The organism is Cellvibrio sp., from assembly GCF_039207905.1.
Taxonomy (GTDB): Bacteria; Pseudomonadota; Gammaproteobacteria; order Pseudomonadales; family Cellvibrionaceae; genus Cellvibrio.
The window spans coordinates 125,789-139,692 of the sequence record NZ_JBCECX010000012.1 but is presented as its reverse complement, the minus strand read 5'-3'; the positions used below and the strand labels follow the sequence as shown (position 1 = coordinate 139,692).

Annotated in this window: 12 protein-coding genes; 7 read left to right on the top strand and 5 right to left on the bottom strand. The window is 45.1% G+C overall.

Going from position 1 to position 13,904, the window contains the following annotated elements:
• The first annotated feature begins 7 nt into the window (after window positions 1–7).
• From AAGC78_RS09540 to AAGC78_RS09515, 6 genes are all read left to right on the top strand, one after another.
• Window positions 8–400 (top strand): hypothetical protein, encoded by a 393-nt coding sequence (locus tag AAGC78_RS09540; protein ID WP_435783838.1) that lies wholly within the window; start codon window positions 8–10, stop codon window positions 398–400.
• Between the two features lie 14 nt (window positions 401–414).
• Window positions 415–768 (top strand): DMT family protein, encoded by a 354-nt coding sequence (locus AAGC78_RS09535; RefSeq protein ID WP_435783837.1) that lies wholly within the window; start codon window positions 415–417, stop codon window positions 766–768.
• A gap of 145 nt (window positions 769–913) precedes the next feature.
• Window positions 914–2,881 carry a putative bifunctional diguanylate cyclase/phosphodiesterase gene (locus AAGC78_RS09530; protein ID WP_435783836.1) on the top strand — a complete coding sequence of 656 codons (1,968 nt, stop codon included), beginning with the start codon at window positions 914–916 and terminating at the stop codon, window positions 2,879–2,881.
• A 33-nt stretch (window positions 2,882–2,914) separates the two neighbouring features.
• A complete protein-coding gene (locus AAGC78_RS09525) occupies window positions 2,915–3,331 on the top strand; it encodes a hypothetical protein (RefSeq protein ID WP_435783835.1) in 417 nt (138 codons plus the stop codon).
• Window positions 3,332–3,642: 311 nt separating this feature from the next.
• Window positions 3,643–5,220, top strand: a complete 1,578-nt coding sequence (locus AAGC78_RS09520; protein ID WP_435783834.1) for an AAA family ATPase — start codon at window positions 3,643–3,645, stop codon at window positions 5,218–5,220.
• Window positions 5,207–6,067 carry an HNH endonuclease gene (locus AAGC78_RS09515; protein WP_435783833.1) on the top strand — a complete coding sequence of 287 codons (861 nt, stop codon included), beginning with the start codon at window positions 5,207–5,209 and terminating at the stop codon, window positions 6,065–6,067. Before AAGC78_RS09520 ends, AAGC78_RS09515 begins: the two co-directional genes overlap by 14 nt.
• Window positions 6,068–6,263: 196 nt before the next feature.
• Here AAGC78_RS09515 and AAGC78_RS09510 read toward each other — a convergent pair whose 3' ends face one another.
• From AAGC78_RS09510 to AAGC78_RS09500, 3 genes are read right to left on the bottom strand one after another with little or no spacing between them, the layout of a single operon-like run.
• Entirely contained in the window at window positions 6,264–6,722 is a 459-nt protein-coding gene (locus AAGC78_RS09510) for a GNAT family N-acetyltransferase (protein WP_435783832.1), read from the bottom strand.
• 4 nt (window positions 6,723–6,726) lie between these two features.
• Window positions 6,727–7,116: a hypothetical protein gene (locus tag AAGC78_RS09505; protein ID WP_435783831.1), complete on the bottom strand. Its 390-nt coding sequence runs from the start codon at window positions 7,114–7,116 to the stop codon at window positions 6,727–6,729.
• A 34-nt stretch (window positions 7,117–7,150) separates the two neighbouring features.
• Entirely contained in the window at window positions 7,151–8,530 is a 1,380-nt protein-coding gene (locus AAGC78_RS09500; RefSeq protein ID WP_435783830.1) for an MATE family efflux transporter, read from the bottom strand.
• A gap of 281 nt (window positions 8,531–8,811) precedes the next feature.
• On the opposite strand from AAGC78_RS09500, the gene AAGC78_RS09495 reads away from it, so the two are divergent.
• The gene (locus AAGC78_RS09495) at window positions 8,812–10,029 is read left to right on the top strand and encodes a DUF418 domain-containing protein (RefSeq protein WP_435783829.1); all 1,218 of its coding nucleotides are present in this window, start codon (window positions 8,812–8,814) and stop codon (window positions 10,027–10,029) included.
• An 87-nt stretch (window positions 10,030–10,116) separates the two neighbouring features.
• On the opposite strand, the gene AAGC78_RS09490 is transcribed toward AAGC78_RS09495, so the two are convergent.
• On the bottom strand, window positions 10,117–11,373 hold the full coding sequence (locus tag AAGC78_RS09490; protein ID WP_435783828.1) for a dicarboxylate/amino acid:cation symporter: 1,257 nt from the start codon (window positions 11,371–11,373) through the stop codon (window positions 10,117–10,119).
• A gap of 99 nt (window positions 11,374–11,472) precedes the next feature.
• Window positions 11,473–13,887, bottom strand: a complete 2,415-nt coding sequence (gene pbpC / locus AAGC78_RS09485; protein ID WP_435783827.1) for a penicillin-binding protein 1C — start codon at window positions 13,885–13,887, stop codon at window positions 11,473–11,475.
• Between the last annotated feature and the right edge of the window lie 17 nt (window positions 13,888–13,904).

Here is a 13,904-nt window from a genome sequence, read left to right as displayed (position 1 = left end):
GGTATTTATGACTAACACTAATAAACCATCGGAAAGTTTAAGCAAAGCCAAACGCGCTGCAATTTTATCAGCCACTATTTTTCCCGGTGCAGGATTATTTTTTCTGCGCAGCTATGTGCGCGGCTGCATTTTTGCAGTGCCTGCCTTGATTATTATCCTGATGTTATTTAAAAATTTATTTGCGGTTGCACTGCAATTAAATGAGGAGATGGCTGCAGAAGCAGCGCGTGGAAATTTTGCACTCGATATATCCCATATGTGGAGCACCTTACACGGCTCACTGTTTGCATCGCCCTATTGGGATCAGGGCAAATGGATATTATTGGCAAGCTGGATACTGAGTATTATCAGCTCCTATTTTGCCGGACAAAAAATAGATCAGGCCTCAACCCAACCTTAATTGGATAACCGACTATGCATCCAACACTGATATCGATTGGCTTACTGTTTTGCAGCAATATCTTTATGACCTTTGCCTGGTATGCACATTTAAAAGAACTGAACCAAAAACCCTGGATTATTGCGGCATTGATTAGTTGGGGCATCGCCCTGTTTGAATATTTACTGCAAGTACCCGCCAACCGGATCGGTTATACCGTTATGAGCGTTGGCCAATTAAAAATCCTGCAAGAAGTTATTACGCTAAGCGTATTTGTTCCCTTCGCCGTGTTTTATATGAAGGAACCACTCAAGCTGGATTACCTCTGGGCAGGCTTATGCCTTTTGGGCGCAGTTTTCTTTATGTTTAGAGATAAAATGTCAGTTTAATTACACACAAACCTGTAGCAGTCCGGCGCAAATCAGCTATACATAAAGAGAACCTCGGACACGCTTTTTTGGGGCAACACCAGACTTATGGAGAAACTAATAATTACCGCAGGTTAGCCAGACTCACCAACCCCAGGGTGTTAGCGTGCGCAACCAAAATCTTGATCGATCACCGAACAATCATGTCCAGACAAATCAGCCCACCACCAGCCAAACTAATGGCAGGCACTCATTGCTTGCCTATCAGGAAGACTTCAGTAAACAAAAGATAAAACGGCTGATACAGATCCTCCGCATTACCCAGATTGCACTTCTGCTAGTCAGCATTATTACCATCAGCGCAGGTCGTTACAGCGATGCGATTGTCATGCTCGCCACCGGTATTTTTTTATTTAGTGTGGACTGGGCAATCTATAAAAAACATCCCGTTACCGGCGCCGCCATTTTTCTGGTTTCGCTCACATTAATGCTCTCGCATTTAGCCTGGGCCGGCAGCGGCATCCGCGACAGTTCGCTGTTGGGTTATTGCGGTGTAATGATTTTTGCAGCCATGCTCGGTAACAAACGTCTGCTGGTTTTTTTGTTATCCATTATGGTCACAGTGCTATTGGTAATTGCCTACGTCAATGAAGCGGGGATTTATCACAACACCATTGAACCGATTAATCTCGCCACAGGTTTTATCACGGTCGTAATTTTAATTGTGGTTGGCTTTGCGGTGTGGATGCTGGCCCATGATTATCGCACCGCACTTAAAGACCTGGCGCGCGAAAATGAACGGGTGAAAAGCGTTAAAAGCCATATCGAACACATGGCGATGCACGATCCGCTCACCGGTTTACCCAACCGGATTATGGCGCAAAATAATTTCGATAGAATTTTCCAGCAAGCCCAGTCCCAGCAACAGTTGCTGGGACTTATTTTTATCGATCTGGATAATCTCAAACCCATCAATGATTCACTTGGCCATCAAGCAGGCGATCAAATTCTAAAAGAAGTCGCACTGCGTTTGCTCAGCTATACCAAAAAAGTCGATTTGGTTTGTCGCTACGGCGGCGATGAATTTATTGTGTTTATGCCTAACGTCAGCTCAACCGATGAAATATCCAAAACCAGTTTGGAAATTCTAAAACTGGTCTCTGAAAATTATCTCTACCGCAACATCGAAATTTTTTGCACTTGTTCGATTGGTATTGCCTTGGCGCCACAAGACGGAGAGGATCTCGATACGCTGATTAAAAAGGCCGATATCGCCATGTATCACTCCAAAGATTCAGGGCGCAACAGTTTCCGCTTTTTTAATCCGGCCATTAGCCACAACATGCTGGATCACATCAGTTTAATTTCCGGTATGCGCAAAGCCTTGCAAGAAAACCAATTCAGTTTGCACTACCAACCCAAAATAGATTTGCAGACTAATAGAGTATGCGGACTGGAAGCATTGCTGCGCTGGAATCACCCGGAGCAAGGCTTTATCCCACCCACTACATTTATCCCGCTGGCAGAATCATCCGGGCTTATTATCCAGCTGGGTGAATGGGTAATTTGCGAGGCATGCGAGCAAGCCAAACGCTGGTATGACGAAGGCATTTTGCAATTCGCGGTAGCCGTTAATATTTCATCCATTCAATTTAAACGCGGCAATATAGATGCGATTGTGTTGGGTGCATTGGCAGCAAGTGGTTTACCACCGCAATATTTGGAATTGGAGCTCACAGAATCACTGTTAATTGAAGACAGCGACCGCCTTGCCACCACACTTGCCCATCTGCGTAGCGAGGGTGTGCATTTATCGATAGACGATTTTGGAACTGGCTACTCCAACCTTGGCTATCTGAAAAAATTTGAAGTGGAAGCACTTAAGATCGACCAATCCTTCGTGCGCAAAATGGATGACCACGCGGGTGATGCAGCGATTGTCCGCGCGATTATCCAAATGGCCAGCAGCCTCGGTTTAAAAACAATTGCCGAAGGCGTGGAGGATGTAAACACAGCCGCACTACTGCGCAGCCTCGGCTGCACCCAGGCACAAGGTTATTACTGGGCACGGCCAATGCCAGCGGATGAAATATCCGGGTTTGTTGAATTTTGGCGCAAAGACGAACAGAATTAATGCCTACTCAAAACGGCCACACGAAGGAATGCAATGGACACCAACAATATTTTACTCACCACCATCAAAGCGGCCGCAAGCAGCCACAGCAAACAAGCTGCACGCCATAAGTATTTGCACCGCAGCTTATGGGTAGCATCCTCTTTTATATCGCTATTGATTGCAGTATCTACCGCATTCGATTTCTCGCTGTTCGACATCGCCAGCAAAAGCATCGCCACCCTATTCGCCATCATCCTGCCGATGGTGACCAGCTACATGGTACTGCGCTCACCCGAAAAATTATGGATTCACGAAATCAATATCCGTAACCAACTGCTGGACCTACACACCGAACTCGAACTACTCACCGCCCGCAACGCCCAATTCGACCCCGCCGATTTTGAACAGCGCTATCTGGTAATCATGTCTACCGCAAATAAAAAATGGATTGAGATTAAAGAGGGATAAACCGATATTGTTATTCGACGTAATTGCTACAGATAATTTTTTCAGCTTAACTCGTGGGAGATTGTAGGTTGCTGGTGAGTTTACGAACTGCAAAAAAACGCTTAAGGCCAGCAGTGTGCCCAAAGATGAATCTGAAAACGTCCTCAATTTAATATTTTTTGGATAGTAGAAGTGAATAAATTGAAAAATTGAATCATCGTGCTAATTTTTGCGCTTATTGAATACGTTGAAGAAGCGAATAGTTATCGCGGATAAGCCAATAGAAAATAAATTCCTGTTCTTTCACTGTATAAATTTAAGGATACCTGTATATGCAGTTTAGAGTATTGAATCACGATAGTTGGGTGCCTGATACAGGACGTGATACAGCATATTTAAAAATAGATCGATGGAATGATTTTTCATTTGTCACAATGTTTTTCCTTTCATTTCATGACCGTGAAGGGGTACTTCATAAAATTGGAGATATCAAAATCGGGTTTAAAGGTCAAACGGAAGACATCCCAACGTATAAAAAACTGCCAAATACATTTGAAGACTTAGATGAAAGCTACTTCTCTCTTGGAGACGGGCTCGAGTTTTACAAAAAAATGAGAGATATTCCCGATTCTAAAGCTATGTTGCTTGCCCTTAGAGATATTGTACAGAACCCTGCAATAATAGAGACCATATCTGAAGAGAGTGTATTTGGAACTTCACTTCTTCGCAGCCAGAGTCTCTCAATAGTAAAAGGGCAGTATTCGAGAGTACTGGAAGGAGGCGTTGAACTAACTGATTTTAATTTTAAATTTATTCGACCAAGTACGGACACATTTGGAGGTTTGGATTTAATTTTTAATGTAGATGCCGAAGCCAGTCCTAGTACTAACATTCATGCCATCATCGGTAGAAATGGCGCGGGGAAGACAACTCTATTAAACGGAATGATCCAAGCCATAACCAATAAGGCTAGCTCTCAAGGTAAGTTTTATGAAACTACCTGGTATGGAGACCAAGATATAGACACAGATTATTTTAGTAGCCTTGTATCAGTTTCGTTTAGTGCATTTGATCCTTTTCCACCACCACCAGAGCAATCTGACCCAGCAAAAGGTACATGCTATTTTTATATAGGGCTGAAGAATCAAAAGAATATTAATTTTCACAAAACAATCGATGAGCTTCATCTTGATTGTGCTTCTGCACTTTTAAAGTGTTTCCAAGATGGTGCCAAATCTAAAAGATGGTTATCCTCAATTGAAAAGCTTGGATCTGACGATAACTTTTCCTCTATGAGGCTTGAACGCCTACATTCTTTTTTTCTAGAAGAGCTTCAGGATGATTACAATTCATTCGTCCACGTTGATGCAAAACAAAAATATTATTCGTTAGTAAAACCGCTTTTATCGGAAATGAGTTCCGGTCATGCGATTGTATTGTTGACTATTACTGAGTTGGTTTCAAAAGTTGAAGAAAAGACACTTGTTTTACTTGATGAACCTGAAAGCCATTTACACCCTCCGCTTCTTTCAGCGTTTATTCGTGCGCTTGGAGATTTGCTGCACGATCGAAATGGTGTAGCAATTATAGCAACTCACTCGCCAGTGGTACTTCAAGAAATACCAAAATTATGTGTTTGGAAAATATTTAGAAAGGGTGAAGATGTTCAAAATGAAAGACCAAAAATTGAAACGTTTGCTGAAAACGTAGGAGTTCTTACGAGTGAGGTTTTCGGTTTAGAAGTTGAGAGGTCTGGCTTCCATAGCCTACTCGCCACATCCGTGGCTAGTGGAAAAGATTATCATGAAATATTGAATGACTATAAAAACAATCTTGGTTTTGAGGGAAGAGCAATTCTCAAAGCCATGATTGCTGATCGAGAAAGAGGTGATGCCAATGATGAAAATTGATGCTATCGCCTATACACATCTTCAGGCCATTGAGCTTTGTCATGAGGGAATCACTGGAAATCCCAATTTACATGCAAAGCTTACACAGCACAAGAATGATCTTGATTCTTGCGAGAATGTCTATCTGCGCTCTGCAAATACAGGAGAGCTTTATACTATTCCAGCATTAGCTCCCGAACTAGGTCAAGATCCTGTGGTCGTTGGAAACTTATTAAAGTCTGAGCTGAATAAATTTTACACCACCTATTTTGTTCCAGAAAAAAAGCCTGCCCGTAAAATATATGATGCATTATTAAACTCTGCTCAAGAGGACTGTCCGTTTTGTGGGGGAATAGGTACTCCGCGGAATTTGGATCATTTTTTACCAAAAGCTCATTTCCCACAATTTTCGATTTTACCTGCGAATTTAGTACCTTCATGTCTTGACTGCAATTTGGCTGAAAAAAAGCACGCATATTCCTCTAGACCAGAAGATCAAATAATTCAACCATATCTAGACCAACCACATTTTTTCTCCGAACAGTGGGTTTATGCTAAATTCGAAATTGGTGATGGCAATGAACCTGGTCATTTTGAGTACTTTGTTAATCCACCAACACATTGGAAAGAGCTTGATAAGAAAAGAGCCAAAAAGCACTTCAATGATTTTAATATTGCAAGTCGATACTCTAAGCAAGCAGCTAAACAACTAAGAGTTGTATTATCTCAGATCGATCGTATGCGATCTCATGAGGTTTCTAAAGATGAAATCATAAATGTGCTGCTTGTGCCCGGAATGGAAGGCGCTACATTTATAAATCATTGGCAGTTTGCAATGTATCAAGCATTAATTAATTCGGAATTTTAAATTTAAACGATTTACGTAAGAATATAAATTTCCGCTTATGGAGGACAACCGAACTGCGAAAATGTTGCCGGTAAAACCGCTCATAACCTGGCTTAACTGCCGTGCGCCTCAGATTTTAAAGAAAATTAAGCGTTGACATAAACAACAAGAATAGAAAAAGCCGTGCGAAAATTTCGCACGGCTTTTTTATTAACACTTAAATCAGCGATTTAGTCATAAAGGTACTGTAAGGATCTTCGCCATAATCGCCGAAGGGGCCGCAGTATTCAAAACCGAAGCGTTCGTAGAGTTTGCGTGCCGGGGTGAAAAAATCTTGTGGGCCGGTTTCCAAGCTTAGTCGTTGGTAATTTCTTTCTCCTGCCACAACCATAATATGCTCCATGATTTTTACCGCAACGCCTTTGCCGCGATAGGCATGGGCGGTGCGCATGGATTTAATTTCTGCGTGGTCGTTAGCTAGTTGTTTTATCGCACCGCAACCGGCAAGGTTATTGCCATCCCACACCGTCCAAAAGGTGATCTCAGGTTTGCGCAGCTTTTCCAGATCCAGTGCATGCACACTTTCAGGCGGTGATATTGCATACATATCCTGCAGATGTTCATTTAATAGTTGGGCAACTTCGGGAGCGGTTAAGTTATCTATTTTTATTAGCATTGATCTATTCCTTGGTTAAATTGACAGTGGCCGCGAGGTATTGGTTTTCTGTCCATACCTGCCGCGCACACATGCTTTTTAATTTGTAGGTCGATAAAACCTGGTAAACACCATCGACCCATTCCTGCTCATTGCTATCCACTGGCAGAGAATTTTTTGCAGATTCCACCAGCTGTTTTGCTGCATCAGTCAGCGATGTGTTATCGCCTTCTGCGTGGATAAAACGGATATACAAAAATTTATTATAGGCCGCAGCAAAATCACTATGGCTCGGTATTGACCAACCAATATCCGGTAGCGAGGAAATGATTGCTGCAAAACTACCTTCACCAGCAATTTGCGCGCGATAGATCCCCACAAGAATCCATGCCTCATTGATACTTATTCTATGCATCTGCAGACTGGCTCATACTTGGGAAGATCGGTTGTTAACGTTGGGTCAGGTTGTTCATCCACTTGCGGCTGCCAATGCGGCGGATCACCGGGATAAACTTTAAGACGTCCTCGAAAAACATCAGCGCGTAAATATAGACAAACGATATTTTGGTCAAAAATACCACGGCGATATAAATCGGTAAACCGAATACCCACATGACAATGGTATCGGTGATCAAGGTGAAACGATTGTCACCGCCAGCGCGCAACACACCGATGATGCGCATCATGTTGATTATTTTTACCGAAACCAATAAACAGAACACACCCAAGGTACTAAATAAAAGCTCGGTGGATTTTGCATCCAGTTGGTCAAATATCATCAACACCCATGGCCGCGCAAACCAGAGCGCAGCGCAGAACAGGACTAATAACATAAACGTAATGCGGTCAAAGAATTTGTGCAGGTGCCATGCCGTTTCATTGTTACCTGCGCCTAACTCGCGGCCAATCAATACTGCCGATGCATTGGCAAGGCCGACGAATAATGCAAAGAATGCGCTTTCAATCGGCACTATCACGCCCATTACTGCGAGCGCTTCCGTTCCTGCATAACCAGTCACTAAATGATACGTAGAATTGCCCACTGCCCAGATCGCGTAGTTGGCAACCAGCGGCAATGAAAAAGCGAGGTAGCGATGAATCTGGACTTTATCCAAACCTTTTTTAATCTGCGCCACACTTAAACCGAAGCCGTGTTTTTTCCCGTAGACCCAACCAACAATAATCAGCAATTGAAAAACACGCGCGATCAATGTGCCCCAAGCTGCACCGGCCACACCTAATGCAGGGAAACCCCAGTTACCGTTGATCAATGCATAGTTGATGAGGATATTAATCAGCGCTGCAATCACACCAGCAATCAACGGCATGGTCGTGCTGCCCAGCGCGCGCAAAGATGCCTCGTAAATAACAATCCACTGGGTCAACAATAAAACCGGTGCGGTAATAATTAAAAACTGCGCCGCCAGTTTTGTTACTTCCGGATCGGGATTAATCCAGCTCACCCAGGTGTTGGATGCAAAACCAAACGCAAGCGTGAGCGGCAACATCACCAGCGTGCCCACAAATAAAGTGACGGCTAAGGTCTGCTGGCAACTGGCAAAATCTCGCGCGCCGCTGTATTGGGCAATCAAAATACTGCAGCCGGTTGCCAATCCGCTCATTAACACCAGCAGTAGAAAATGGATTTTTGCCGCAAGGCCTACCGCCGCAATTGCGGTTGAGCCCAGATCGCCAACCATAATCACATCGGCCATGCCCAGCATGGATTGCAATAGCATTTGCGCTGCGACCGGTAGCGATAAAAAAATGACCGCGCGCCGAAACGCACGCTTATCGTTAAGCGATATTAAAGGAGGGGAAGAGTCCACAAACAGCTCCAGGAAGGAGGAAGAAATCCTGGCTCGCAGTATAGAGGGTATTTGTGTAAACCGATTGTTAAAAAGTGGTAAGACGCGATTTTAGCGGAGGGATCACTTTACGCAGTGCGTAAAGCGAAACCGGAATCGACAAAAGTGATATTGGATTATTAAAAAGTGCTACGCATCCGGACGCAAGTTCGAACGATTAACCATTCTTGAATCGCCAAAATGATAAAGGTCGCTAGACTAAACCCATAATATTAATTACATGCTAATAAATGGTATTGCCGATGCAAAACATTCCCAGTACGCCGCCCGAACTCTCCCTTGCTCCGTCCAAACCAAAACGTATCGAATTGGTCGATGCTATACGCGGTTTTGCGCTCATGGGAATTTGCCTTGTGCATTTTATGGAATACTTTGAGCTTTACTGGATCAAGCAAGATCCAACCACACTGCACAACATCGTATTCTTTTTATTCGCCGGCAAGGCCTACGCGATTTTTGCGCTGATGTTTGGCCTGAGCTTTTTTATCATCATGGATAACCAGGCGCGCAAGGGTGTAGATTTTAGTTATCGCTTTGCGTGGCGATTGCTGATTTTGCTGGCCATCGGCTATCTGCATACGCTCTTGTACCTCGGCGATATTCTCTTTGTGTTAGGCGTTATAGGTTTGAGTTTGCTGTTCGTGCAGCGATTGAATAATCGTTGGTTGTTAATCACCGCCCTGCTCTGCTTGGTGCAGATACCTTTTTACTACCAATTTTATGCAGCGCTCAGTAATTTACCCGGTGCAAATGATGCTCCTTCGCATTGGGCGGTTTATCCCGAGGTTTATGCTGCAATTGCCAAGGCCAGTTTCTCTGACTTGATCGCACTTAACAGTTGGGATGGATTGATGGCCAAGTGTTTGTATTTTGTAGAATCCGGGCGTGGCTTACAGTTGATCGGTTTATTTATTATCGGTTTGATTCTGGGACGAATTGGCTTTTTTACCCAGCCGGAAAAATTCGTTAAAGCGCGGGCGCGCGCAGTGGTGATAGCAATTGCAGCCGCTGCCATTTTTTTCAGCCTCGAAACCTATATCAAACAATTGCCCGCTGATGCACTGCAAGAAAAAGGAATGGCAAAAATGTATTTGGAGCAGATAGTCGGCTCCTATTCCAGCACCGCGATTATGGCCTCGCTGCTGCTTTTGTTTATGCAGTTTTACCTCTGGCAACCCACCGGGAAAATTCTTAACCTGCTCACACCTTGCGGGCGTATTAGCCTGAGTATTTATTTGGTTCAGGCGGTGATTGGTGTTCCGTTATTTTATCCCTTTGGGTTGGGTTGGTATGAAACCATCGGCCAAACCAACAGTTTCTTGTTTGGGATCGCGTTTTACGGTTTATTAATTGTTGTGGCGCACTGGTGGGTTAAACGTTTTTATTACGGACCGGTTGAATGGGTATGGCGCAGCGCAACCTATATGACCACCAAAGTGCCATTTAAACGAGAAGTTTAAAACTGCTGGCGAAATGAAAAACAGACCCAAAAAAAAATGCCGCTCAATTGAGCGGCATTTTTTATCTTTATGTTTTGACAGACGTAATTATGTATTGGTGGATACAGGTTGTGCGTCGTCATCACCCACCAGTTTATCCACTACCACGCTTCCAATCATATCGCCCTGCACATTGACTGCGGTGCGAATAGTGTCGAGCACACGGTCAATCGGCAACAGGATTGCAATCGCCTCTGCAGGCAAACCTACGGATTGCAATACCATAATCATAGTCACCATACCGGCACTGGGAATTCCCGGTGCGCCCATAGAGGCAATCATCGCGGTGATAAACACAATCAGCTGTTGCCCGAGAGTTAAGTCAATGCCGACAAGATTGGCGATAAATAACGCAGCAGCGGCTTCATAGAGTGCAGTGCCATCCATATTAATAGTTGCCCCCATGGGCACCACAAAACCGGCAATTTCTTTGCGTACTTTTAAATTTTCTTCGGTACAGCGCATGGTAATTGGCAAGGTTGCCGAGCTGGAGCTGGTTGCAAACGCTGTGATCAAGGCTTCGCGCGATCCACGCCAGAACCACAACGGCGATTTTTTGGTAATCGCATATAAAATTGCAGGCAACACCACTGCACCATGAACAATAGTGGTAACAAAGACCAACGCGATAAACACGCTTAAGGTGCTTAGCAACTCGGAGTTTTGTGTTGCAACCAATTTAATCAGCAGTGCAAAAATACCCAGAGGAGCCAGATACATAATCCAGCCCACAATGCGCATGATCAGGTCCAGAAACTCTTGCAATACGATCAATACATTCTTGGCGCGCCCACCACTCATCACCAAGGCAACACCCAAAAATAACGCAAACACCACTACCGATAAAATATTACCTTCGGCCAAGGCACTGAACGGGTTCTGGAAAAGGCTGTGCATGAATTGCACAAAAAACTCGCCCGGGGTCATTTGCTTGGCCGAAAAATTCTCCATCGCATCGGCAAACATAGATAAATGCAAACCCTCGCCCGGTTTAACAATATTGGTCGCAACCAAAGCCAGAATCATCGCCAGGGATGTAGAGCAGACAAAAAAGATGAGTGTGTATTTCCACACCCTGTTTGCCTGTCGATGCGCTTGCAAATTCGCCACACCAACGACGATAGAAGTGAATACCAGCGGGATCAGCACCATCTTCAATAAATCGATAAAGAAACTGCCCGCAATTCCCGCGCCGTAAAGCAGATAATCTTTCGTTAACGAGTCATCGGCGAGCCCACTTGCCCAGGAGCCGATTAGGACACCGAGCACAGCGGCAATAACGATTTGTAAATTCAAACTGGGCATGGGAAAAATCCAATAAAAATGTTTGGTCATTAAAACGGAAAATCGACTAGAGCTCAAACGCGCTTAGCCATCACAAACGGGAATGACCAGCAACGCAATTTACTCTTTGCCGATCACACGAAAGCGCCGCTCTAACCGGTAGCCTTGTTTATCAACCACCAACAGCTTGTGTACTCCCGGTTCAAGCGCCGCTTCGCGCTCATGAAATACTTTGGTTTCGCCGAGAAACTCATCGTCGAGATGCCAATACAACACCGCCGCCGGATTACGATGGATTGCTTTTAAAATGACGCGACTGCGCTTGCCATCCAAATCCATCGGAATATAAATGCGGCTCTCTTCATTGGGATAAACCAATTCAATGGGCTGATCCTCATCAACCTGCAATAAATCTTTCAGGCAATCGCTGCGCCAGGGCGGGAGCGATTTATATTCGCTGTGATGTTGGCGCCAGTAAAATTCCTGTGTCGGCGGCAACACAAACCACGCGTGAGGCTCCATGTTACTTACCGTTTCGCAGCGACTGTGCACGCGAAATTGTTGCGCATGATCAAGATGGATATTGCGATGGTATGGAGTCACCTTATCAAAATGGCTGGCGGTAGGAATTTCAATATCCATTGCATCGCACTGACCACCGGCGAGATAACCGTCATCTTTACAGACAGCAATCGTTTTTAATGCATGCACAGGTTTGGCGAACCAATTGGTGCTCGGCAACGCATCAAATACATCAAATAAAATCGGCGCAGCACTGGTTTGGCCGCTGATAAAACTCGCCGCTTCACCACCGGCATTACCCACCCAGACCCCGAGTGTGTAGCGCGCATTACTGCCAATTGCCCATGCATCGCGCAGCCCATAACTGGTGCCGGTTTTCCATGCGATTGTTTGGCTGCCGGAAAAATCCCGCCAATAATTATCGTTGCCCGGTCGCGCCACTTCGATCAGCGCTTGCAAGGTAAGCCAAGCAGCGCCTTGTTTAATGATCGGTTTGCCCTGCAATTTTTTTTGCTGCAACAATAATACGGGAGCGTATTGATCCACATCACCATCGCGCGCGCTAGCTGCAAGCTGCGCATAAATTCCGGTTAAATCCCACAAGGTCCCTTCAGCGCCGCCCAATATAAGCGTGAGCCCATAATCATCCGCCGGGCGAAATAATGTTTTCATGCCCATGTTGCGCAGTTGCTGTTGAAACTGGCCAATACCGTAATCGCGCAGCATACGCACCGAAGGAATATTCAACGAATGCGCTAACGCAAATTGCGCAGGAACTGCTCCGCGAAAACTGCGATCATAATTTTTAGGGCTGTAGCCGCCAAATTGAGTGGGGATATCGGGAATTAAACTGGTCGGTGCTAGCTGCCCCTCCTGCAACATTAAACCGTAAAGCAAGGGTTTTAGAATGCTGCCGGTGGAGCGCGGGCGCTGCACTATATCGAGATCCGGCGCGTAGCGATGTTGTTGCTGCCAAGCCTGATTGCCGATGTAAGCATGCGTTTCCATTCGTTCATGATCAATTAGCACCAGTGCAATATTATTTACCCCTTCGCTTGCCAAACGCACGCCATGGCGCTCGACAATTTGATTAACCGTGCGCTGGATAAAAGGATCAAGGGTGGAATTAAATATTGTCTGGGTTGGATTGGATTTTTTTAGAGTTGCCAATAGATGCGCTGCAATCTGCGGCAGAGGCTGTGGTCGCTCAGGCAGAGGCTCAATCAGGGCGAGCTGCAAATCCAGATCGGAAAAATAATTTTCGTTACGCAAACGCACCAATAACTTATCGCGCTTTTGTTTTAGCAAATCGCGCTGACGCCCCGGGTGAATTAATGCCGGGCTATTAGGCAACACAGCCAACAGTGCTGATTCGGCCCAGGACAAATCTTCTGGTGCCCTGCCAAAATAACGCCAGGCCGCTGCGCGCAAGCCGACAATATTGCCACCAAAGGGCGCGTGGCTTGCGTAGTGAATTAATATTTCATCTTTACTAAAACGCCACTCAAGTTGCAGCGCACTGCCCGCTTCCAATAATTTACTGCTGATATTGCGCGGCGGTAATTTTTGATCAGCGGCAAGATATTCCGCTTGCCGCAACATGCGCGCTAACTGCATGGTGATAGTGCTACCACCGCTAGTCACTTTGCCATCGCGGATATTGCCCAACATCGCCCGACTGATGGCGAATGGATTAATGCCCGGATGCTGATAGAAATACTGGTCTTCAAATAGTTGGAGCGATTTTTTGTATTTATCAGGCAAGGATTCAACTGGCGCAAAACGCCATTGCTGATCGGCCGCGATACTCGCGCCCAATAAACTGCCGTCGCGCGCTAACAATAAAGTGGCGTAGGGAGTTTGGGTGAGACTTGCTGGTAATGGTGAAAACTGCAGGGCAAGAAAACTGCAGATAACAACAAACAAAAGAAACGACAGAATTTTTCGCCGCCGCAACAAATCCACAAAAGATTTGCTGCGCAGCGAAAATTTATGCAGAAAAGGAATTTGCACTGACACGCCTGTGTAGC